The 20,665-nt window shown below is 63.5% G+C and carries 21 protein-coding genes; 8 read left to right on the top strand and 13 right to left on the bottom strand.

All coding sequences use genetic code 11. The features are described from left to right. From LQT98_RS04610 to LQT98_RS04585, 6 genes are all read right to left on the bottom strand, one after another. Positions 1-670: phosphatase PAP2 family protein (locus tag LQT98_RS04610; RefSeq protein WP_231461291.1), on the bottom strand; the 670-nt coding region annotated here is incomplete at its 3' end. Then, positions 667-1,497 (bottom strand): SEL1-like repeat protein, encoded by an 831-nt coding sequence (locus LQT98_RS04605; RefSeq protein ID WP_231461290.1) that lies wholly within the window; start codon positions 1,495-1,497, stop codon positions 667-669. The genes LQT98_RS04610 and LQT98_RS04605, both read right to left, overlap by 4 nt. Further along, positions 1,494-3,281, bottom strand: a complete 1,788-nt coding sequence (locus LQT98_RS04600; RefSeq protein WP_231461289.1) for a bifunctional alpha/beta hydrolase/class I SAM-dependent methyltransferase — start codon at positions 3,279-3,281, stop codon at positions 1,494-1,496. The genes LQT98_RS04605 and LQT98_RS04600 overlap by 4 nt, the downstream gene beginning before the upstream one ends. A gap of 13 nt (positions 3,282-3,294) precedes the next feature. Continuing rightward, positions 3,295-3,948 (bottom strand): lysophospholipid acyltransferase family protein, encoded by a 654-nt coding sequence (locus LQT98_RS04595; RefSeq protein WP_048409878.1) that lies wholly within the window; start codon positions 3,946-3,948, stop codon positions 3,295-3,297. 7 nt (positions 3,949-3,955) lie between these two features. After that, positions 3,956-4,903 carry a phosphatidate cytidylyltransferase gene (locus LQT98_RS04590; RefSeq protein ID WP_107732795.1) on the bottom strand — a complete coding sequence of 316 codons (948 nt, stop codon included), beginning with the start codon at positions 4,901-4,903 and terminating at the stop codon, positions 3,956-3,958. Then, a complete protein-coding gene (locus LQT98_RS04585) occupies positions 4,896-5,504 on the bottom strand; it encodes a CDP-alcohol phosphatidyltransferase family protein (protein ID WP_231461288.1) in 609 nt (202 codons plus the stop codon). The genes LQT98_RS04590 and LQT98_RS04585 overlap by 8 nt, the downstream gene beginning before the upstream one ends. A 546-nt stretch (positions 5,505-6,050) precedes the next feature. On the opposite strand from LQT98_RS04585, the gene LQT98_RS04580 reads away from it, so the two are divergent. From LQT98_RS04580 to LQT98_RS04555, 6 genes are all read left to right on the top strand, one after another. Continuing rightward, positions 6,051-6,854, top strand: a complete 804-nt coding sequence (locus LQT98_RS04580) for an ABC transporter substrate-binding protein (protein ID WP_107798453.1) — start codon at positions 6,051-6,053, stop codon at positions 6,852-6,854. Between the two features lie 115 nt (positions 6,855-6,969). After that, positions 6,970-7,710 (top strand): ABC transporter permease subunit, encoded by a 741-nt coding sequence (locus LQT98_RS04575; protein ID WP_231461287.1) that lies wholly within the window; start codon positions 6,970-6,972, stop codon positions 7,708-7,710. Further along, complete coding sequence (locus LQT98_RS04570; protein ID WP_231461286.1) at positions 7,692-8,396, top strand: amino acid ABC transporter permease; 705 nt, start codon at positions 7,692-7,694, stop codon at positions 8,394-8,396. Before LQT98_RS04575 ends, LQT98_RS04570 begins: the two co-directional genes overlap by 19 nt. 377 nt (positions 8,397-8,773) lie before the next feature. After that, on the top strand, positions 8,774-10,666 hold the full coding sequence (locus LQT98_RS04565) for a M14 family metallopeptidase (protein WP_231461285.1): 1,893 nt from the start codon (positions 8,774-8,776) through the stop codon (positions 10,664-10,666). 467 nt (positions 10,667-11,133) lie between these two features. Beyond that, the gene (locus LQT98_RS04560; RefSeq protein WP_231461284.1) at positions 11,134-11,901 is read left to right on the top strand and encodes a 3',5'-cyclic-nucleotide phosphodiesterase; all 768 of its coding nucleotides are present in this window, start codon (positions 11,134-11,136) and stop codon (positions 11,899-11,901) included. Between the two features lie 18 nt (positions 11,902-11,919). Continuing rightward, entirely contained in the window at positions 11,920-12,240 is a 321-nt protein-coding gene (locus tag LQT98_RS04555; RefSeq protein ID WP_231461283.1) for a DUF190 domain-containing protein, read from the top strand. 43 nt (positions 12,241-12,283) lie between these two features. On the opposite strand, the gene LQT98_RS04550 is transcribed toward LQT98_RS04555, so the two are convergent. The 4 genes from LQT98_RS04550 to LQT98_RS04535 all read right to left on the bottom strand — a co-directional run bounded on the left by LQT98_RS04550 (position 12,284) and on the right by LQT98_RS04535 (position 15,703). Continuing rightward, positions 12,284-12,643: a helix-turn-helix domain-containing protein gene (locus LQT98_RS04550; RefSeq protein WP_107798448.1), complete on the bottom strand. Its 360-nt coding sequence runs from the start codon at positions 12,641-12,643 to the stop codon at positions 12,284-12,286. Next, positions 12,640-12,948, bottom strand: a complete 309-nt coding sequence (locus LQT98_RS04545; protein ID WP_231461282.1) for a type II toxin-antitoxin system HigB family toxin — start codon at positions 12,946-12,948, stop codon at positions 12,640-12,642. The genes LQT98_RS04550 and LQT98_RS04545 overlap by 4 nt, the downstream gene beginning before the upstream one ends. Positions 12,949-13,088: 140 nt before the next feature. Continuing rightward, positions 13,089-13,298, bottom strand: a complete 210-nt coding sequence (locus LQT98_RS04540; protein ID WP_019102750.1) for a heavy-metal-associated domain-containing protein — start codon at positions 13,296-13,298, stop codon at positions 13,089-13,091. Between the two features lie 47 nt (positions 13,299-13,345). Then, positions 13,346-15,703, bottom strand: a complete 2,358-nt coding sequence (locus tag LQT98_RS04535) for a heavy metal translocating P-type ATPase (protein ID WP_231461281.1) — start codon at positions 15,701-15,703, stop codon at positions 13,346-13,348. Between the two features lie 141 nt (positions 15,704-15,844). Between LQT98_RS04535 and pncA the strand changes: the two genes are divergently transcribed. Further along, on the top strand, positions 15,845-16,477 hold the full coding sequence (gene pncA, locus LQT98_RS04530; protein WP_231461280.1) for a bifunctional nicotinamidase/pyrazinamidase: 633 nt from the start codon (positions 15,845-15,847) through the stop codon (positions 16,475-16,477). Between the two features lie 140 nt (positions 16,478-16,617). Then, positions 16,618-17,523 (top strand): SAM hydrolase/SAM-dependent halogenase family protein, encoded by a 906-nt coding sequence (locus LQT98_RS04525; protein WP_231461279.1) that lies wholly within the window; start codon positions 16,618-16,620, stop codon positions 17,521-17,523. 12 nt (positions 17,524-17,535) lie between these two features. Here LQT98_RS04525 and LQT98_RS04520 read toward each other — a convergent pair whose 3' ends face one another. From LQT98_RS04520 to LQT98_RS04510, 3 genes are all read right to left on the bottom strand, one after another. Next, on the bottom strand, positions 17,536-18,618 hold the full coding sequence (locus LQT98_RS04520) for a fimbrial protein (protein ID WP_231461278.1): 1,083 nt from the start codon (positions 18,616-18,618) through the stop codon (positions 17,536-17,538). Positions 18,619-18,924: 306 nt separating this feature from the next. Continuing rightward, positions 18,925-19,815, bottom strand: a complete 891-nt coding sequence (locus LQT98_RS04515) for a fimbrial protein (protein ID WP_231461277.1) — start codon at positions 19,813-19,815, stop codon at positions 18,925-18,927. 104 nt (positions 19,816-19,919) lie between these two features. Next, positions 19,920-20,651 carry a fimbrial biogenesis chaperone gene (locus LQT98_RS04510; RefSeq protein ID WP_231461276.1) on the bottom strand — a complete coding sequence of 244 codons (732 nt, stop codon included), beginning with the start codon at positions 20,649-20,651 and terminating at the stop codon, positions 19,920-19,922. Between the last annotated feature and the right edge of the window lie 14 nt (positions 20,652-20,665).

Genomic DNA, 20,665 nt, shown 5'->3' with positions numbered 1-20,665 from the left:
CCGCATAACGCGCGCCCAGCCGGCGGCTGCGGCCGGGCTCGGGCGAATGCCAGGCCGGCGTTGCCGGCGCCGGCATCGGCCACAGATAGCAGACCAGCACCGCCAGCGCGAAGCCGGAAGGCACATCCCAGAAATGATGCTGCCAGGTGGTCAGCACCGACACGCCGATCAAGGCGAACCAGCCATGCAGCAGCCAAAGCCAGCGCGGCGGCGTGTGCTGCCAGTAGCGCAGCCACAACACCAGCAGCAGGCCGATATGCAGCGACGGCGCCTGGTTGAACGGTTTGTCGAAGCCCATCAGCAGATCGAACATCCGCCCGAACACGCCATCCAGCGGCGGACGTTCGAAACCGAAGCGCAGCGGAAACAGCAGGAAGCACAGGCAGGACAACAGGGTGACCGCCAGCAGGCGCTTGGCGTGGGCATTGAGTTCGGCGCGGCTGGCGCACAGAAAGAGCGAGACGCCGTAGAGCAGGTCTATGCTCCAGTACGGCACGATGGTCCACGGCCACAGCGGGATGGCGCGCTCCCAGGCCATCGCCACATTGCCCACCCGCTCCGGCGGCAGGCCGGCCGCGTAGTGATTGGCCGCGCCGTAGAGCAGGAAAAAGCTGGGCCCCAGCAGCAGCAGCCACAGACAGGCCAGCCGCCAGGGCCGGCCGGCGCTCATCGCCGCCACCATAGCAGCAGCGCCAATAATGCCAGCGCCAGCAGCCACGGCCAGCGCCGGGGGCGCGGCTCCGCCAACGACGCGACTGCATCGCCGGTATCCGGCCACTCATCTTCGTCCGGATCTTGCTCGCTTTCCCAGACGCGATATTTCTCGCGCCACTCCAGGCTTTTGCTCAGGTCCTTGCCACGATAGACGCGCTCGGCCAAGGCATCCATCGCCGGCCCCCAGCCCAGCTCGGCCGATTTCAACAGCCAGGACTCGGCCTGATCCGCCTTGCCGAAGAAGCGGCGATCCAGATAGAGCCGGCCCACGCCGTAGCAGCCCCAGGACGCCACATCGGCTTCGGCGGACGCGGCGGTCTGCAGCAGCAGCCCCTCGGCTTCGCGCAGATAATCAGCGGCGCGTTTCGGCTCCTCATCGCTGAGCTTTTCCAGCACGTAAGCGACGTCAATAGCGGCGGCCTTATGCTCTGCCGCCAGCGCCTGGCGGTAACGGTGCAGACTGCGTTGCAAGTCGGAGTCGCCTGCATCGCCAAGCAGCCAGGCATCGCCCGCCGCTGACGCCCCTTCCGCCGAACCAAGATCGGCGGCCTGCTCGCAAAAGCTGAGGCCTTCGGCCAGATAGCGCTCCTCCTCGTCCACATTCAGCAACACCCAGCCAAAGCCGCTCAACACATGATGCAGCTCCAGCGGCGCATCGCCGGCATGCCGCCGCGCCACGCGCATGCCTTCGTCGAACAACGGCTGTGGCAGCTCCGGGCAGGCGGCCAGGATCACGCCGCTCAATTGCGTGTCGACGCGCAGCGGCTCCGCCGGCGCGCTCACGCCTCGGCCTCGGCCAGCGGCTGCGGCCGTTCCGCCGCGGCATCGCTGCGGCGACGCGCCAGGCTGACGCTGAAAATGCCCCACTCGTCGATGCGCTGCTCCAGCTTCTCGAAGCCGGCGTCGGCCACCAATTGATCCATCTCCTGCTGGGTGCGGCGGCGCATGATCCAGTCCGCGCCGCCGCGATGGCTGCTCAGCGTGCGCGCGATCAATTCCAGCTGCGGATGCCAGGGCTGGTTGGTGTAGACCAGATAGCCGCCGGGCGGCACCGCCTCGGCCAGGCCGGCCAGCGACTGACGAATCGGCTCGTTCTCGGGGAATAGCTCATAAAGGCCGGACACCACCGCCAACGTCGGCGCCGGCTGCAGCGCCGCCAGGCTGGCGCGATCGAAGGCATTGCCCTGGTCGAAACGCGCCACCGCGTCCAAGCCGCGCTCGGCGATCAGCCGGCGGCCGGCGCCGACATTGATGTCGCTGTAATCGCGCAGTTGCACATGCTCCACCGGCTGACCGGCGATGGCGTCCAGGATGTAGCGGCCATGGCCGGCGGCGATGTCCAGCAGCCGCAGCGGCTGGCCGTCGGCGCGCAGGTGGCCCATCGCCATGGCGATCAGTTCCTCCAGATTCAGCTTGCGCTGGCGTATGCCCTTCCAGCCCACGCTGTCCAGATAGGCGCGGTCGCCCAGGCGGCCCAGCGGGCTGATGCCGGACGCCTGGTTGCGGTACACATAGTCCAGGGTGCTGCCGGAATCGAAACCGGTGCGCCAGCCCAGGCGAATGCCCGCCGACAATCGTCCCAACGTGGCCAGGGTCAACCGGGTCAGCGCGAACTGCCAGCGCAGCGGCGACAGCCAGGAACGCGGCTGTTGCAGCTGCTGGTATTCCAGCGCGGTGTAGCCGGCGGCGTCGGCGCGACTCAGATCCACCGCCGGCGCGCCGGCCTCCACCCGCTGGATGAAGGCGCGGATCTTGTCCAGCGCCGGCGCGCGGTCGCGCTCGCCCAGGGTGTCGTGATAGAAGCCAGGCAGCAGGTGCATCTCCTTCAGCGGGCTGCCCAGCTTCTGGAAGAATTCGCGCTGCGGCCCCTGGTGCACGACGAAGTCCGCGCCCGACATCAGCAACTGGGTCGGCAGCGTGATGGCGCCGGCGTCGGCGACGATGCGCTCGGCGGTGTCGTACAAGGCCAGCAGGATGTTGGAAGAAATCGGCCGGGTGATCAGCGGGTCGCTGTTGTAGGACGCGATGCGTTCCGGATCATGGGTCAGGAAGCGCGCCTTGACGTAGGAATTGACGAAGAAATTGCCGCGCAGGCGCTGCATCAGCCTGAGTCCGGTCCGGGCGAAGGGCACGTAGAGCTTGACCTTGAAGGCCGGCGAGGCCAGCACCAGCGCGCGCACGCGCGGCGCGTAGTCGTGCGCCCAGGTGGCCGCCAGCACCGCGCCCACGCTCTGGGCGATCACCACGATCTCCTCCATCGCCAGGCCATGACGCTGGCACAGATGGCGGACGAAGCAGTCCAGATCGCGCACCGTGGCGCCCAGGCTGGGGCTGTAGCCGCGCGGACCCTCGTTACGGCCGTGGCCGCGCGCGTCCCAGGCGAACATCGGCGTGTCCGCCAGTTGCAATTCGTCCACCAGGTGCTGCAGGCGGCCGGAATGCTCGTGGCCGCGGTGCAGCAGCACGATGGCGCGCGGCCGTGGGCCGGAGCTCAGCGCCGGCCAATGCCGATAAAACAGGGTTTGACCATCAAAGCTGACAAACTGCGATTCTTCGGCTTGGCGCATGCTCAGGCTCCTTTCAAGCCTCCTGCTCCGCCGGCGCGGCGGGCAGCGTTTTTTGCTTCAAATGCAATAGCGATTCGCGGATGCGGTCGCGAAAAGCGGCTTTCTCTTCCAGCCACTGCAGCGGGCGACCGACGGCGATGTCGACGAAGAACGGCACCGGCAGCCACTGGCCGCGTCCCATCGCCCGGCCCAGACCGTGCAGATAGACCGGCACCACCGGCACATCGGGAAAATCGCGAGTCAGATACCAAATGCCGGACTTGATCTCGGACAACACCTCGGGCTCGCCGCGCGAGCCTTCCGGGAACAGGATCAGGATGCGGCCCTGGCGCAGCGCCTCGCGGCAGCCCTCCAGCGGGTCCAGCCCCTTGGCCACGCCACCGCGCACCACCGGGATGATGCCCACCACCTGGGTGGCGAACCAGGCGAACAGGCGGTTCTTCAGGAAGTAGTCCGCCGCCGCCGCCGGCTGCACCTCGGGGATGCGGCCCAGCGGAAACAGGCTGTACAGCGCCAGGATGTCCAGATGGCTGTTGTGGTTGGCCACCACGATGGCCGGGCCGCGCAGCGGCAGCCGCTCCTGGTGGCGCACCGTCACCCCCAGCCACAGCCGCACCACCGGCCGGGCCAGCAGCAGTACGAACAGAATGCGCAGCAATCGGCTCATCATCGGCTCAGAAGTACAAGTAGTGGACATAGTGGAAGAACAGCGGCGCGGTATAAGTCAGCGAATCCAGCCGGTCCAGCACCCCGCCGTGGCCGGGCAGCAGGCGGCCGGAGTCCTTGACCCCGATGTCGCGCTTCACCGCGGAAATCACGATGTCGCCGATAAAGCCCATCACCCCGATCAGCAGGCCGGCCAGCGCCGCGTGCAGCGGCGAGAACGGCGTCAGCAGCGGCCCCAGCAGCCAGCCCAGCAGGCAGGTGGTCAGCGCGCCGCCGAGGAAACCCTCCAGCGTCTTGTTGGGCGAGACCTTGGGCGCCACCTTGCGCCGGCCGAAGGCCTTGCCCCACAGGTATTGCGCCACATCGTTGAGCTGGGTCAGCGCCACCAGGTAGAACAGCAGCATCGCGCCCTGGGCCGGTTCGCCGATATGGGTCAGCTGTGGCAGGGTCAGCACCGCGGCCATGTGGCTCAGGCAGAACACGCAGATCATCAAGCCCCATTGCAGCGAGGCGGCGGCCTTGAGAAAGCCCTGGGTCTCGCCGATCAGCACCATGCGCATCGGCAGGAACAGGAAGATGTAGACCGGGATGAAGATGATGAACATGCCGTACCAGTGGATGCCCAGCCAGTAATACTGCAGCGGGATGCTCAGATAGGCCCAGAACAGCACCACGTGGTCGGCGGTGCGAGTGGCGCACAGCGTCAGGTATTCTTTCAGCGCCAGGAAGCTGATCAGCGCGAACACCACCAGCGCCAGCGGCACATTGCCCAGCAAGGTCAGCGAGAAGCAGGCGACGATCCACCACCAGGTACGGATGCGCAGCTTCAATTCCAGCCAGTTCTTCTGCGGCGAGCGGCTCTCCAGCACGCGGATGGCAACGCTGGCGATCACCAGCAGCGCGAATACGGCGCCCAGCGCCCAGATCAATGCCTGCGGCAACAGCGGTTTAAACATCTTCGCCCTCTTTCAAAATGGACCGCGCCCGATTGACGCAGGTCAGCGCCATCAAGGCGGCGCTCAATCCAAACACCCAGCCGCCCCAGGCCGCCGCCTGCGGCCACAGGCCCAACAGCAGCGCGTAGGCGCCGTACGCAAAGGCGCGGTCGCTCTTGCCCATCGGCCCGTCGTAACGCCGGCTCGCGCCCAAGCTGGGCCCCAGCACGCCGACGAACTCGGTCAGCAGCGCCAGCACCACCGCCAGCGCCACCCAGGCTGGCTGCGCCAGCAGCAGGGCGAAGGGCAGATAGAGCGCGGCGTCGGACACCACGTCGCCCACCTCGTTGAGAATGCCGCCCAGCCGCGACTTTTGGCCGTGCTCGCGCGCCAGCATGCCGTCGATGGCGTTCAGGGCCATGCGCAGGAACAGGAACACCGGCAGCAGCAGCCAGGGCAAGGGCCGCTCCGGCTGGCAAGCCAGCCAGCCGCCGTAGGCGATGGAGGCCAGCATGGCGCCGAGCGTGACGTGGTTGGCGGTGACGCCAAGGGAAACCAGGCCGCGCAGCAAGGGGCGCAGCAGGTCCTGAAAGCGGGATTTGAGTTGGTAAATACTAGGCATGTCGCTTATGCGGACGGCGATGAAAGGGTGCGGCTATCGTGCCCCGTCACTACAGTCGTCAAAAAAAGTTTCAAATCCGACTCCACGCCCGGCAATGGGACGGGGCTTCGGAAAACCGCGATTATGCCGATTGCAGGAAAGGGCGGCAAAGGAAATTGTTTGTCAATCCTACCTAAAACAATCACTTCCGTTACCGGATTGGGTCTATTACCCGGCCTGAAAAGCCATAACAAGCATCAGGCCACTCCACCAAAGCGAAAGCCAAGGGAGCGCTCTCCAAGGCCTTGATGCCCGTGTTTCACCTATTCCGCCCAAGGCATTGTTCCAATGATGAAAATCACCAGATCAAAACAAATTGGCATATGGGACTAATTTTTAATAATTTCCAAGAATTTGCAAGATGCCTTAGCATCAGCTCATCGCATGTCATGGGTTTATCCATGGCAGGAAATTTCTCGGAATCACGATGCGCCGGCATCTTCTGAAAACGCGCCGCCCCAGGCGCGATCGAAACCCCCGGCGCGTCTTCAGACTAGGGGCATCACCATGAAACACGCCATCGCACTGGCCATCGCCTTGAGCGCTACCGCCACCGCCGCCTGGGCCGACCGCCTGGACGACATCAAGAAAGCCGGCGTGCTGCGTGTCGCCGCCTTCGACAGCAACCCGCCCTTCGGCTTCCTCGACGCCAAGACCCGCCAGATTTCCGGCCTGGACGTGGACGTGGCCCAGCACATCGCCAAGAAACTGGGCGTCAAACTCAGCCTGATTCCCACCAACCCGGCCAACCGCGTGCCGCTGCTGGTGTCCGGCAAGGCCGATCTGGTGGCCGCCAACTTCACCGTCACCGACGAGCGCAAGAAGCAAGTGGCGTTCAGCCTGCCCTACTTCGCCTCCGGCCAGCAGTTCATCGCCCGCAAGGGATCGTTGCAAAAGCCGGAGCAACTGGCCGGCCTGCGCGTGGGCGTGGACAAGGGCACCACCCAGGAAGTGAACCTGCGCGACAAATACCCGAAAACCACCGTGGTGGCCTATGACGACACCCCGCTGGCCTTCACCGCGCTGCGCAACGGCAATGTCCAGGCCATCAGCCAGGACGGCTCCAAGCTGGCCGCCTTGCTGGCCAATGCGCCGGACAAGGCCAAGTTCGAGCTGGCGCCGTTCACCCTGACCCGCGAATACCAGGCCATCGGCCTGCCCAAGGGCGAGGCGCGACTGCTGAAGGCGGTGAACGACAGCCTGCTGGAGCTGGAAAAATCCGGCCAGGCCGCCAAGATCTACAATCAGTGGTTCGGCCCGGCCACCAAGGCGCCGCTGCCTAGGGACTTCAAGATCGGCGAAGCCAGCTAAGACCCGCGTTTTCCCATCCGTATCCCCAGCCGCCGGGCACGCCCGGCGGTTTCGCCATTTCAGACGCCGCCGGCGCTGAAAGGCGAAGCGCAATCGCAATACAGGACCGCAAGCAATGAATCCCCCCTCCTGGCTCGGCCACCACTGGCTGGAGCCCCACTACCTGGGCTGGCTGCTCAAGGGCGCGCTGCTCACCGGCTGGCTGGCCCTGCTGGTCTGCGCCGCCGCCACCGCGCTCGGCATGCTGCTGACCGCGGCGCTGGAGTCGCGCTGGCGCGCGCTGGGCCGCGGCGCCGGACTCTGGGTCAGCCTGCACCGCAACACCCCGCTGATGGTGCAATTGCTGCTGTGGTATTTCGGCGTGGCCGGCCTGCTGCCGGAGGCCGCCATGCTGTGGCTGAACAGCCCGCGCAGCCTGCCCTTGCCGGGCGGCCTGGCCTTGCCGTGGCCGTCCTTTGAATTCCTGGCCGCGCTGGTGGGCCTGACGCTATACAGCGCCAGCTTCATCTGCGGCGAACTGCAGGCCGGACTGCGCGGCGTCGCCGCCGGCCAGCGCCAGGCCGCGCGCGCGCTGGGCATGAACGCCTGGCAGGAATTCCGCTGGGTGGTGCTGCCGCAGGCCTGGGCGCTGGCGCGCCGACCGCTGATCGGCCAGTACACCGCGGTGGTGAAGAACACCTCGCTGGCGATGGCCATAGGCGTGGCCGAGCTGTCCTATACCTCGCGCCAGGTGGAAACCGAAACCTTGCTCGCCTTCCAGGCCTTCGCCGTCGCCACCGCAGCCTATCTGCTGCTGGTGCTGCTGACCCAGGCACTGAGCCAGCGCGGCGAGCCGGCATGGAGGGCGCCGCGATGATGCCGCCGGTGATTCAGGACAATCTCGATTATCTGCTGTGGGGCAATCTGGCCAACGGCGAGCCCGGCGGCCTGCTGCTGACCCTGGCCATCAGCGCCGCCGCCGGCGTGCTGGCCAGCCTGCTGGGCCTGGCCGGCGGCATCGCCCTGGTGATGGGCGGACCCGGCTCGCGCCGCGCGCTGGGCACGCTGGTGGCGCTGCTGCGCGCCATACCGGTGCTGATGCTGATCTTCTGGTGCTATTTCCTGCTGCCCATCCTGTTTGGCGTGGATATCCCCGGCGTGCTCACCGTGGTGCTGGCGCTGGCGTTGATCAACGCCGCCTATCTGAGCCAGTCGGTGCAGGCCGGCATCGCCGCCATCGGCCCCGGCCAATGGGCGGCCGGGCTGTCGCTGGGACTGGACCGCTGGCAGACGCTGCGGCTGATCGTGCTGCCGCAGGCCTTGCGCATGATGCTGCCCTCCTTCGTCAATCAGTGGATCACCCTGATCAAGGACAGCTCGCTGGCCTATGTGGTGGGCGTGGCCGAATTCACCTTCGTCGCCACCCAGGTCAACAACCGCGAACAGGTCTACCCGCTGGAGATTTTCGCCTTCATCGCGCTGGCTTATTTCCTGGTCTGCGGCGGCCTGCAGTTGCTGGGCCGCTGGAGCGACAAGCGCTGGAGCCTGCCGGCCCGGGCCTGAGAACCTGTTCAAAGTCTGCTGCGCTTCGTGAGGCGTAGCACGGTGAGTACGAGCTCAAAATGCTCATGTACCACGTGTACATTCCGCTTTTTCGCTTGTTTTCGCCTTGTCTCGCCCTTGCTCGCGAGACTTTGAACAGGCTCTGAGCCCGGGAAAAACCTTCCCGGCTCTTGAAGCGACCTCATAGCATTGGGCAGCGCACGCGCCGGAGTCCTGTAGCGCGGGGCTCCGGCTTTTTGATTCGTGCAGAATGCGTTTCACCTGGAACCGCGGCGAGCAAGCGCTTGATCCGCGTCAAGCCGCCTCGCAACAGCCCGTGCGTCTACGGGGGAGCCGGGCGTAGCCTATTTCGGTCTCGGACAATCAGGATAATCATCATGCACTTGCCGCTACGCTTCGCCATCGTTTCCGCCTTCGCCGCCTTGCACCTCAGCCCGCACGCGCACGCCATGCCGGCCGCGCCGGACTATGTCGACGACAGCCAATACCTGTCCGCCGCGCGCCAGCGGGTGCTGCCGCCGGACATCCCTTGGCGGGGGGATAGCCAGCGCTTCGCCGCCAAGGCGGACGACCCATGGGCTACCCCGCTGGAAGCCAGCGGCTTCAAGCACACGCCGGCCTATCCGGAAACCATCGCCTATCTGAACCGGCTGGCCGCCGCCAAGCCGGCGCTGCTCAAGCTCAGCCCGATGGCGGAGAAAACCGACCAGGGCCACGACATGATGATGGCGGTGGTGTCCGCCGCCGCCGACAAATCGCCGCAGGGCCTGCGCGCCAGCGGCAAGCCGCTGATTTACGTGCAAGCCGGCATTCACCCTGGCGAAGCCAATGGCAAGGACGCCGGGCTGATGCTGATCCGCGACCTGCTGATCCGCGACGACGCGCTGCTGTCCAAGGTCAACCTGCTGTTCGTCCCCACCGTCAACGTGGACGGCGACATGCGCTACGGCAAATACGGCCGCATCAACCAGAATGGGCCGGAACAGACCGGCTGGCGCGTCAACGGCCGCAACCTCAACCTGAACCGCGACTTCACCAAGCTGGACAGCCCGGAAATCCGCAATGTGGCGCGCGCGCTCAACGACTACCAGCCGGACTTCTTCATCGATACCCACAGCACCGACGGCGTCAACTACCAGTACGACGTCACTTATTGCAATAACGGCCAGGGCTGGTCGCCCGCGTCCAGCCGCTGGATGGACCAGGTGATGACGCCCGAGGTCTATCGCGAGCTGCGCCGCTACGGCCACGAGCCCAATGTCTGCATCTCGATGAACGACAACGAGAACCCCGACAAGGGCTATTACCCGTATTACAGCGACTTGGCGCGCTTCTCCAACCAGTACGCCGACGCCCGCGGCATCCCCGCCATCCTGGTGGAACTGCACGCGCTCAAGCCCTACAAGCAGCAAGTGCTGGGCAACTACGTGCTCTACCGCGCCATCTTCGACAGCGTGTCCCGCCATTACGACGGCCTGCGCGCCGCCATCGCCAAGGACCGCGCCGCGCGGCCGGACCCGGTGACGCTGACCTGGAAGGAAGCCGAGGGCAAGCCCAAGCTGGTGGACTTCAAGGGCGTCAAGTTCGACAAAGTGCCCTCCCCCATCACCGGCGACAAAATCGTGCGCTGGAGCAATCAGCCGCGCGACTACCGCCTGCCCATCACCCCGCTGACCGTGCCGGACCTGATCGCCGCGCGGCCCAAGGCCTATGTGGTGCCGGCGCAATGGCACGAGGTGATCGCCCGCCTGCGCGCCCACGGCATTCAGCTACGCGAGCTGAGCCGGCCGGAAACCCTGGACGTCACCGTCTACCGGCTGGACGACATCAAGCTGGGCACCCCGTTCGAGCCGGATCGCGAATCCGCCGACAAGATTCCCGGCTACGAAGGCCGCTTGCTGATAGACGGCAAGCCCAGCCCGCTGCAGCGCAAAGTCACCTATCCGGCCGGCTCCGTGATGGTGGACCCGCAACAGCCGCTGGGCACGCTGGCGATGCTGCTGCTGGAACCGAGCAGCCCGGACTCCTTCCTGCACTGGGGTTTCTTCAACGCCAACCTCACCTCGGCGGAAGCGCCGGAAGCCTATGTGATGGAACCGATGGCGCGGCGCATGCTGGCGGAAAGCCCGGCCTTGCGCCAGGCCTTCCAGGCCAGGCTCAAGGACCCCAAGTTCGCCAAGGACCGCAACGCCCGGCTCAACTGGTTCTATGAGCAGACCCCGTTCGCCGACAGCAATCGCTTCCTCTACCCGGTGGGCGTCGTGCGCTAAGAGCCTGTTCAAAGTCTGCTGCGCTTCAGCGATACGGCGTTGAAACCGAGCTCAAAATGCTCATGTACCACCTGTACATTCCGCTTTTTCGCTCGTTTTCGCCTTGTCTCGCTCTTGCTCGCGAGACTTTGAACAAGTTCTAAGAACCTGTTTACGATCTGCTGCGCGTCGCGGATGCCTTACACGGTGAGTGCGCCTTCGAAATGCTCATGTACCACGCGTACATTCCGCTTTCTCAGCCGCAACGCCTTGTCTCGCCTTAGCTCGCGAGATCGTAAACAGGTTCTAAACCCTGGAGCGCGCAAGCGGCGGCCGGTTTGTCTACACTAGAAGGATTCAAACCGGCCGTCGCCATCATGGCGGCCAGGACAACAACTCGCGTCAGGCGGGGCGGGCAGCAGATCGTTTCCATGTTTGCAGCGGCGGACCGGCCTTGGCCGGTCAACAGCCGCAACCAGGAGAAACCCATGCACATCAAGGTCCTCGGCGCCGCCGCCGGCATTGGCCATCCCCATCACACCACCAGCTTCCTGATCGACGACAACACCCTGATAGACTGCGGCACCGGCGTCACCAGCCTGCGCGCCGACGAAATGCTGTCCATCCGCCAAGTGTTGCTCACCCATAGCCACGCCGACCACTGCGGCTGCCTGCCGCTGCTGGCCGATGTCCACGCCAGCCATCACGGCCCCGGCCTCACGGTCTACAGCCAGCAGGAAACGCTGGACGCGCTGCGCGCCCATCTGTTCAACGGCGAGCTGTGGCCGGACTACACCCGCCAGCCCAGCGCCGAACAACCCTGGCTGCGGCTGCAGGCGGTGGAACCCGGCTACGCGCTGCCGCTGGGCGAAGGGCTGGCCACCGCGCTGCCGGCCAATCACAGCGTGCCGGCCTTGGGCTGGCTGATAGAAGGCAGCTGGCGCGCGCTGGCCTTCAGCGGCGACAGCGGCCCCTGCCCGGCCTTTTGGCAATGGGTGTCCAATGTGCCCTCGCTGACCGATGTGATCTGCGAGCTGACCTATACCGACGAACGCCAGGCCGAGGCCGCGCGCCAGGGCCATATGACGCCGGCCCTGCTGCTGCCCTTCCTGCCGCAACTGCCGGCCAACACCCATCTGTGGATCAGCCATATCGACCCTGGCTGCCGCGAACACATGCTGGAACAGCTGCACTCGGAATACCCCAACGGCCTGCGCGTCTGCCCGCTGCGCGAAGGCATGCTGATCGAACTGTAGCCGCCGGAGGTCCGCGCAATGCAAGGCTATCAACTCTCGTTCTTCACTCAGCAAGGCCACAGTCACGATGGCCAGCCGCTGGCGGAATGGATCGTGCAGCAAGCACGGCGGCTGGGCATACGCGGCGCCACCTTGTTCGCCGCCAGCGAAGGCTACGGCCGCCACCGCCGGCTGCACTCCGCCCACTTCTTCGACCTGGCGGACCAGCCGGAAGAAGTGACGCTGGCGCTCAGCGCCGACGAGGCCGAACAACTGCTGGCCGCGCTCGCCGCCGCCGGGGTCAGGGTGTTTTACGTGAAAACGCCGGTGGAGTTCGGCGTGTTGGGGGAGGAGGAATAAGAGCCCACCCCGTCGCAGCAAGAACGAGGACGGTTCGAATCATTCAACCGCGGATGAGCACCTCGGCGGGAATATGCAAGCCTTCATGCAAGCGGCGGATCATCGCGAGGCTAAGCGGCCGCTTGCGATTCAACACTTCATAGACGCGGTTGCGCTTGCCCAGATAAACCTGCATGTCCGCCACGGTCAAACCGCCCTGCTCCATACGGAATTTGATTGCCTCTATCGGGTCCGGCAAATCGATGGGAAAGTGCTTGGCCTCATAGGACTGGGCCAGCGTGGCCAGAATGTCCAGACGCTCGCCTTCCGGTGAATCCAGCGCTGGGTCCATCTCCACCAGTACGGATATTTCCTTGAGCGCGGCCTGATAGTCGGCTTCGCTGCGGATGGGACGGATATTCATGGAGACTCCATTTCCACGGTGGCGGCATCGACGGCATCGTACTGAGCGTGAGTGCCAATGAACTTGATGTAGACGATGCCCACCCGGTAAGCAACGGCAACCATCAAACGATAGTCATTGCCCTTGATATTGAACACCACCCGATTGGCCTTAACGAAGCTGGCGCTGCGGTAACGGTCCTTGATGTCTTGCGGGCAGGTCCAGCACGCCTGGCTCGCCTCATCCACCCACGCTTTCAGCGCTTGCTCGGCATGGGGATGCTGCGCCCAAAAAGTCTTCAAGGCGCGCGTGGCGATGATCTTCATGGTTGCATGATAGTCCCGATATGGGACCATAACAAGCCAAACACAAGACTGGCCGCATCCTTTGGCCACATGCTGGCGCCCAAAGAAACAGGGCATGGCCCGCAAGCCATGCCCTGTTCCGCTACGCCGCCGTTTAAGGCTCAGCGCGTCACATCGAAGCCCGCGTCCTCCACCGCCGCCGCCAACTCCTCCGGCGACACGATCTCGGCGTCGTACACCACCTTGGCCTGCTTGGCCTCCAGGCTGACCTCGGCCTCGCTGACGCCGGCCATGCCGCTGAGCACGCCGCTGACGCTTTTCACGCAACCCTGGCAGGTCATGCCATCCACTTTCATGATCAATTCGGACATTGCTTTCTCCTGAAAAAATTCAAAACTTCGCTAGCGCCGATGCCGCCTTATTTCCAGCGCCGCAGCAACAGCGAATTACTCACCACCGATACCGAACTCATCGCCATCGCCGCGCCGGCGATCACCGGGTTCAACATGCCCAGCGCCGCCAGCGGTATCCCCATCACGTTGTAGATGAAGGCGAACAGCAGATTCTGCCGGATTTTGCGCAGGCTGGCGCGCGACAACCGGATCGCGTCCACCGCGTGCATCAGATCGCCGTGCATCAGGGTGATGTCGGCGGCCTCGATCGCCACGTCCGAGCCGGCGCCCATCGCCAGGCTGACGTCGGCGGCGGCCAGCGCCGGCGCGTCGTTGACGCCGTCGCCCATCATCGCCACCTTGAAACCCTGCGCCTGCCAGCGCCGCACCTCCGCCGCCTTGTCCTGCGGCTTCACCTCGGCGCGGTAATCGCGAATGCCCGCTTCCGCGGCGATGCCGGCGGCGGTGGCCGGGTTGTCGCCGGTCAGCATCGCCACCCGTATGCCCATGGCCTGCAACTGCGCCACCGCCTGGGCCGAACTGGGCCGGATGCGGTCGGCGATGGCCAACAGCCCCAGCAACTCCTCGCCGCGCGCCACCGCCACCACGGTGTTGCCCGCCTGCTGCAAGGGCAAGGAGGCGGTTTGCGCCTGCTCGCCCAGCCAGCCGGGCACGCCGGCGCGCACCAGGCCGTGGCCAGCCACCTCCGCCTGCACCCCCTGCCCCACCTGGGCGGCGAAGCCGCTGACCGGCAGCAAGGCCAGGCCCTGCTGCTGCGACTGCTGCAGAATGGCGCGCGCCAGCGGATGTTCCGAACCGGCCTCCACGCTGGCGGCCAGTTGCAGCACCAGGTCCGCGTCCGCCGCCAAGGGCAGCACTTGTTTCACTTGCGGCTTGCCCTCGGTCAGCGTGCCGGTCTTGTCCACCAACAGCACGCCCACCTGGCTGGCCAGCTCCAGCGCGGTGGCGTTGCGGAACAGAATGCCGCGCCGCGCGCCGTTGCCCACCCCCACCATCACCGCCGTCGGCGTGGCCAGGCCCAAGGCGCACGGGCAGGCGATCACCAGCACCGCCACCGCGTGGATCAGCGCCGCCGACCAATCCTGCAACCACAAGCCGGTAATGATGAAGGTCAACAAGCTGATGCCCACCACCACCGGCACGAACACGCCGGAAATCACGTCAGCCAATTGCTGGATCGGCGCCTTGGAGCCCTGGGCCGCGCTGACCAGACGCACGATCTCGGCCAACTGGGTATCGCCGCCCACGCCGGTGGCGCGCACCTTAAGCATGCCGTCCTGATTGCGGGTGGCGGCGTAAACGCTGTCGCCGACACGCTTGGCCACCGGCAGGCTTTCGCCGGTGAGCATGCTTTCGTCCAGCGCCGCCGCGCCGTCCATCACCTCGCCGTCCACCGGCAAGGTTTCGCCATGGCGCACCACCACCACATCGCCCTGACGCAGCGCGGTCACCGCCACCTCTTCCACCCGGCCGTCCTCGCGCTCCACGCGGGCGGTCTTGGGCGCCAGCCGGATCAACTCCTCTATCGCCGCCGAAGTCTTGCCCTTGGCGCGCGCCTCCAGCAATTTGCCCAACAGCACCAGGGTAATCACCGAGGCACTGGCCTCGAAATAAACATGCTGGTCTTCCAGCCCCAGCAGCGTCACCGCCGCCGATAGCAGCCAGGCCATGCTGGTGCCCAAGGCCACCAGCACATCCATATTGGCGCCTCCGCCGCGCAACGCCGCCCAGGCGCCCTTGTAGAAGCGCCAGCCAACCACGAACTGCACCGGCGTGGCCAGCGCCAGCTGCCAGTAACGCGGCAGCCAGCCATGATGACCGCCGCTGAACATCGCCACCATTTCAATGACGAAGGGCAGCGTCAGCAAGGCGGAAAACCCGAACCACAGCCGCTCGCGCCGGTAACGGCGCGCATGCTCGGCCGCCAGGGTGTCGTCGCCCGGCCCGGCCTTGGCCGCGGCCTGGTAGCCGGCGCGGCTGACCGCGGCGATCAGCGCCGCCTCGTCGGCCAGGCCGGCCACGTAATCGACGCGGGCGCTCTCGCTGGCGAAGTTGACCTGGGCGGACACGCCCGGCAGCCGATTCAGCACCTTCTCGATGCGGCCGGCGCAGGCGGCGCAAGTCATGCCCTGAATATCCAGCTCCGCCTGCCGGCGCGGCACGGCGAAGCCGGTCTTGGCGATGGTGTCCACCAAGGTTTGCGGCGGGGTTTTGACCGGGTCGAACGAGACCTTGGCCGATTCGCTGGCGAAGTTGACCGCCGCCTCCACCCCATCCAGCCGGTTCAACTGTTTCTCAATCCTGGCGGCGCAGGCCGCGCAACTCATGCCCTCAATCGGCAAATCCACGGTGCTTGCTGTCATGATGACCTCCTGGGCTGAATTATATACCCCCATAGGGTATAAATGGCAAACCCTATTTCGCGATTGTCGCCGCGTCGGGCTTTACCGCGCCGGCGGCCGCGTGGTAACAAGAAAGGCTGAGAACCCTTGCAGGAAAACGCTATGCCCCTGAAGCGCTACGGCGACGATTGCGCCCTGATCGTGGTGGACGTGCAAAACAGTTTTTGTCCCGGCGGCGAACTGGCGGTGGCCGACGGCGATCAAATCGTGCCGCTGATCAACCACATGATGCAGTTCTTCAACCGGGTGATCCTGACCCAGGACTGGCACCCGGCCAAACATGTGTCCTTCGCCAGCCAACACCCCGGCAGCCAGCCTTTCGACAGCATCCAACTGCCCTATGGCGAACAAACGCTGTGGCCGGATCATTGCGTGGCCGGCAGCCATGGCGCGGCCTTCCACCCGGAACTGGACACCAGCCTGGCTCAATTGATCATCCGCAAGGGCTGCAACCCGGCGCTGGACAGCTATTCCGCCTTTGTCGAAGCGGACCGCCAAACCCCTACCGGCCTGGCCGGCTACCTGGCCGAGCGCGGCGTCAAGCGGGTATGGCTGGCCGGCCTCGCCACCGACTACTGCGTGGCCTGGAGCGCGCTGGACGCGCGCGCCGCCGGCCTGGAAACCACGGTGGTGGACGACGCCTGCCGCGGCATCAATCTGAACGGCTCGCTCAGCAGCGCCTGGGCGCAGATGCTGGCCGCCGGCGTGCAGAGGCTGCGCTCGGACGAGGTGTAACAAGCGGTTCAATGTCTGCTGCGCAGCGGTGGGGTTGTTTAAATCACCTTGTCTCGTCTAGCTCGCGAGACGTTGAACAGGCTTTAGGCAAGCCCGGCGCTGGCAGGCGCCTGGAAACAAAAACACTTAGGAGAAAAAGAATGAGGCTATTCAAAAACGCCCGCCTCTGGCTCGCCGCCGGCCTGCTGCTGGCCGGCTTGGCGCGCGCGGACGCACCGCTGGTGCTGATGACCGACTTTGGCCTCAAGGACGGCGCGGTGTCGGCAATGCGCGGCGTCGCCTACTCGGTGGACCCCAAGCTGACGCTGTCCGACCTCACCCACGAAATCCCCGATTACGACATCTGGAGCGGCGCCTACCGGCTGTACCAGACCGCCAACTACTGGCCCAAGGGCACGGTGTTCGTGTCGGTGGTGGACCCCGGCGTCGGCACCGAGCGCCAATCCGTGGTGCTGAAAACCCGGGACGGCCGCTACTTCGTCAATCCCAACAACGGCCTGCTGACCTTGATCGCCGAACGCGACGGCGTGGCCGAGCTGCGCCGCATCGACGAAAAAACCAACCGCCTCCAAGGTTCGGCCGCGTCCTACACCTTCCATGGCCGCGATGTCTACGCCTACACCGGCGCGCGCCTGGCCGCTGGCAAGATCCGTTTCGAGGACGTGGGCCCGCCGCTGCCGGCGTCCGCCGTGGTCAAGCTGTCGTATCAGCGCGCGGAAGCCGCCGATGGACGGCTCAAGGGCATGATCCCGGTGCTGGACCCGCAATACGGCAATGTGTGGACCAATATCCCCAAAGCGCTGTTCGAAGCCCAGGGCTTCCGCCCCGGCGACACGGTGAAAGTGCGCATCTTCAAGCAGGGCAAGCCGGTGGACGAAGTGGTGGCGCCGTATCGCCACACCTTTGGCGAAGTGGCCAGCGGCCAGCCATTGGTCTATTTGAACAGCCTGCTGGACGTGTCGCTGGCATTGAATATGGACAACTACGCCGCCAAGCGCGGCATAGGCTCCGGGCCGGAATGGTCGGTGGAGCTGAGCCGGCCCTAGCATCCGCTAACGCTATTCAAAATCGAACAGCAAGGTGGCATTGCCTTGGAACGCGCCCGGCTCCGGGCGCGGCTGCATCTTCACCGGCCAGGCCAGCAAATCGAACCGCGCTTTCAGACTCGGGTAGTCCAACGCTATCGGGATCAACTGATTCGACACCGGCGTGGAACCGGGTCGGCTGGGCGGAACCAGCTTGCCGCCGCTCTCCATCGCTATCGCAATACCGCCATGCGAGGTTTTCAGATAGCGCGCATCCTGGCCGTAAGGTCGCCCCTCCAGTGCCAGGCTGACTTTGACCTTGGCCGACACATTGCTGCACTGAATCTGGAAATTGCGCTTTACCGCGCCTTGTCTGCCCGCGCCCGGACTGGCCAGCTGCGCCGGGCTCAGCGCGCCGAAATCAATGGCGGCCTGCTGGCCGGCCGCCAACTGGCACCGCGGCGGCACCACCACGTTCACGCTCATGAACAAGCTCATGATGGGTCGCATCGACATCGGTTTCGGCGATGCCATCCTGCCGTATAAATCCAGCACCTTGAACTCCGGCACGCTGACGCTGCCGGTAAAAGGGCTGCTGATGAACAAATGCAGCCGTCCCCGGCGGGCGGTTGTCAGCGGCACCCGTACAGTGGCATCGATGGCATTGCCAACTTCGGGACAGCGACTACTGGTGGTGGTCAGATTATCCACCCCATCCCAAGGCGTAGCCCTGAACGCTTGCACCCCTTCGCCGAGATAGAGCTCCGTGCCCACCTGCAAATTATGGTTGATTTCATAAAACTGGATAACCGCGCCGTTGATGGTTCTGCTCACGCCCTTGTTCAGCGTGGTCTTGGTGCTGAAAAAGACATTGCTGCGATACTCTTGCCCTGGTGCGAGGCAATCACAATTAACATTGTAATGGCCTCCGGTATTCCAGCTATGGGCATCGGCCAACACACTGCCACCAACATTGCCTTCCGTGGACCCCAGGGTTTTGTTGAATGCAAAGCCCACTCGTTCCGTATTATTTTCCGGCTCACAATAACCGGCTTCTACTCTCGTACAAAGCAATAGCGTCAGCAGGATGGTGACAAAGCTCCGCGCATATTGCATTATTCACACTCCAATCTAAATCAGGCGCCCACTAGAATCGCCACAAACCGTTTAGAGCTTATTAAAAATCAAATTTCACAGTGACTCAGTCTTGAAACACCTCTTTACGGACGTAGCGGCATTTCCATCGGTCACGCAGAGAGATCAAATTGCACTTTATACAGGTTTGGACATGCCTGCGCCCGTGACCATTGCGCAATCGCCCCGGGCGCAAGACATGCGGGCAAGATTTTCTGAACATCAAGCAAGCCACAGAAAATCACATCGCCCCACCTCACCGCAAGCGGGCAATCATTGTCGACAGGCTTATTTATAATAAACATCCACAATCGCGCCGGTATCAAACCGCCCTAGCTGTGGTGTCTGGGACAACCAGGACAGCTCCGCCAAGAATCGTTTGCTATAAAACAGGCCAGATCCAACCGGCGAAAACTCATACTCTTTCCTCAGCACCAGCGCTTTATTTTTTTCCGCATCAACAATACGAACTCCAAGCGACCTATTATTGCCAGGTACAATCAGCGTATTATCTGTGCTATCCCTTACATTTTTAGGATGAAAAGCCAGGTTCACACCATAAGCAGCACTACACCCACGCTGTTCAGAAATCACAAAGGGAAGTGATCGAATGACCCTGCCAACTTGAGCCGATGAGGCTGGTACTCCGCCAAAATCTATAAAATTAGGGGCAATAGAAATTTTAGACTCGCAAGGAATATAGCGAATCTTATTCAAACCGTTCACTGTCAAGTTATAGCTCGCGCCTGGACGCACATCATTCTTACCATCAAACTGAAAAGCCATAAAACTCTGAACCACTGATAGCGCCCCCTCTTTGGGAGGCCCTTTAGCCGACTTCTTGGACAAGAAAACAGAGTATTTGAACTTCACTATTGTCTTATCTTGAACACACTCCTTCTTAATCTCATCCCATTTGCACGCCAAAACACCTACACCTGTATCCAACTTCCCGCCAGACAATTCCGATTTAATATAATCGACACCATTATAGGTCACCCCCACATCCATATCAGGCCCCAGATCAACCTTTTTGGGATCTAGATAAAAATATACATTTTCTTCCTTAAAACCTCGCACATCAACCCAACATTTTGCTTCTAGCGTTTGGGTCACCTGACGCCACAACACCATTTTTTGAGGCAAAGAATTGGGCACTGCCACGGTAGTTTCAACCATATCACTGACGCTAACATTATTATCAAGACTGGTACACTTTAGAGCGTAGCTTGGCGCAGACAGCATGAATAGCAAACATAGAGCCATAAAAAAATAGCAACCTCTCATACCCCCCCCTTTGAAACGCAACCATTCAATTTATAAGATTGTTTAATAGCCAGGCCACTATCCTTTACCATCTGATAACGCACCTTACCCACCACACCCTCGCAGCCATCCACAGGCCAATCCGCGCTAGAAAACGGCGGCAGCATTTTATGCGCGACAGACTGCCCGCAAACAGCGCCATTGCCATCCATCACCTTGATATCCAGCAAGGTCAGATAGTAAGGCGAGCTATTTTCCACCCGTATTTTCTTCCCACCGTTTTCCACGCGCCAACTGAGCGCTTCCATGGCCTGCTCCGGAGACGAGGCCAGCGCCGGCCGGTAAAACAATTTTAAATGGTGTCTCAAGCCAAGATAAAAAATATGAGAACCCTCTGCCGCGGCCGGCACTTCCAGCACACTCAATAAGAAAAAGCTCTCCTGTTGTGCTGGTAGCCCTTCTCCCGCATACAGCACATCCACGCTCTTGCGCTCGCCCGCGCCGATCAGCAGCAAGGGTTGATTCACCGCGATTGGCAGGTCCCGCTCGAGATCGCCCTCCCCCCAGGCAACCGAGACTTGGACCAAGGCCGGCTGTGCGCCATCGTTCACGATGGTGATCGGCCTACGCTTTGCATCCGCAGCAAAGATATAACGGCTCCCACCGGCAAAACTGATATCCGCCCTGGCGCCTTGCCAGGCAAAAACGCCCAACAAAGCCAGTAATAAATAAACGCCTATAAACCTCATAAACCCTAACCTGT

Source organism: Chromobacterium aquaticum, from assembly GCF_021129195.1.
Classification (GTDB): domain Bacteria; phylum Pseudomonadota; class Gammaproteobacteria; order Burkholderiales; family Chromobacteriaceae; genus Chromobacterium; species Chromobacterium aquaticum.
Note: the sequence above shows the minus strand (reverse complement) of the source record. Positions and strands in the feature narration are given on the sequence as shown.

What these genes read in the sequence shown, in the direction of transcription:
- LQT98_RS04510 (WP_231461276.1), bottom strand. Translation starts at nt 20,651, where the DNA reads ATGAGGTTTATAGGCGTTTATTTATTACTGGCTTTGTTGGGCGTTTTT.
- LQT98_RS04520 (WP_231461278.1), bottom strand. Translation starts at nt 18,618, where the DNA reads ATGCAATATGCGCGGAGCTTTGTCACCATCCTGCTGACGCTATTGCTT.
- LQT98_RS04595 (WP_048409878.1), bottom strand. Translation starts at nt 3,948, where the DNA reads ATGAGCCGATTGCTGCGCATTCTGTTCGTACTGCTGCTGGCCCGGCCG.
- pncA (WP_231461280.1), top strand. Translation starts at nt 15,845, where the DNA reads ATGCCCCTGAAGCGCTACGGCGACGATTGCGCCCTGATCGTGGTGGAC.
- LQT98_RS04540 (WP_019102750.1), bottom strand. Translation starts at nt 13,298, where the DNA reads ATGTCCGAATTGATCATGAAAGTGGATGGCATGACCTGCCAGGGTTGC.
- LQT98_RS04600 (WP_231461289.1), bottom strand. Translation starts at nt 3,281, where the DNA reads ATGCGCCAAGCCGAAGAATCGCAGTTTGTCAGCTTTGATGGTCAAACC.
- LQT98_RS04575 (WP_231461287.1), top strand. Translation starts at nt 6,970, where the DNA reads ATGAATCCCCCCTCCTGGCTCGGCCACCACTGGCTGGAGCCCCACTAC.
- LQT98_RS04545 (WP_231461282.1), bottom strand. Translation starts at nt 12,948, where the DNA reads ATGAAGATCATCGCCACGCGCGCCTTGAAGACTTTTTGGGCGCAGCAT.
- LQT98_RS04590 (WP_107732795.1), bottom strand. Translation starts at nt 4,903, where the DNA reads ATGTTTAAACCGCTGTTGCCGCAGGCATTGATCTGGGCGCTGGGCGCC.
- LQT98_RS04525 (WP_231461279.1), top strand. Translation starts at nt 16,618, where the DNA reads ATGAGGCTATTCAAAAACGCCCGCCTCTGGCTCGCCGCCGGCCTGCTG.
- LQT98_RS04580 (WP_107798453.1), top strand. Translation starts at nt 6,051, where the DNA reads ATGAAACACGCCATCGCACTGGCCATCGCCTTGAGCGCTACCGCCACC.
- LQT98_RS04550 (WP_107798448.1), bottom strand. Translation starts at nt 12,643, where the DNA reads ATGAATATCCGTCCCATCCGCAGCGAAGCCGACTATCAGGCCGCGCTC.
- LQT98_RS04515 (WP_231461277.1), bottom strand. Translation starts at nt 19,815, where the DNA reads ATGGTTGAAACTACCGTGGCAGTGCCCAATTCTTTGCCTCAAAAAATG.
- LQT98_RS04565 (WP_231461285.1), top strand. Translation starts at nt 8,774, where the DNA reads ATGCACTTGCCGCTACGCTTCGCCATCGTTTCCGCCTTCGCCGCCTTG.
- LQT98_RS04585 (WP_231461288.1), bottom strand. Translation starts at nt 5,504, where the DNA reads ATGCCTAGTATTTACCAACTCAAATCCCGCTTTCAGGACCTGCTGCGC.
- LQT98_RS04535 (WP_231461281.1), bottom strand. Translation starts at nt 15,703, where the DNA reads ATGACAGCAAGCACCGTGGATTTGCCGATTGAGGGCATGAGTTGCGCG.
- LQT98_RS04570 (WP_231461286.1), top strand. Translation starts at nt 7,692, where the DNA reads ATGGAGGGCGCCGCGATGATGCCGCCGGTGATTCAGGACAATCTCGAT.
- LQT98_RS04555 (WP_231461283.1), top strand. Translation starts at nt 11,920, where the DNA reads ATGCAAGGCTATCAACTCTCGTTCTTCACTCAGCAAGGCCACAGTCAC.
- LQT98_RS04560 (WP_231461284.1), top strand. Translation starts at nt 11,134, where the DNA reads ATGCACATCAAGGTCCTCGGCGCCGCCGCCGGCATTGGCCATCCCCAT.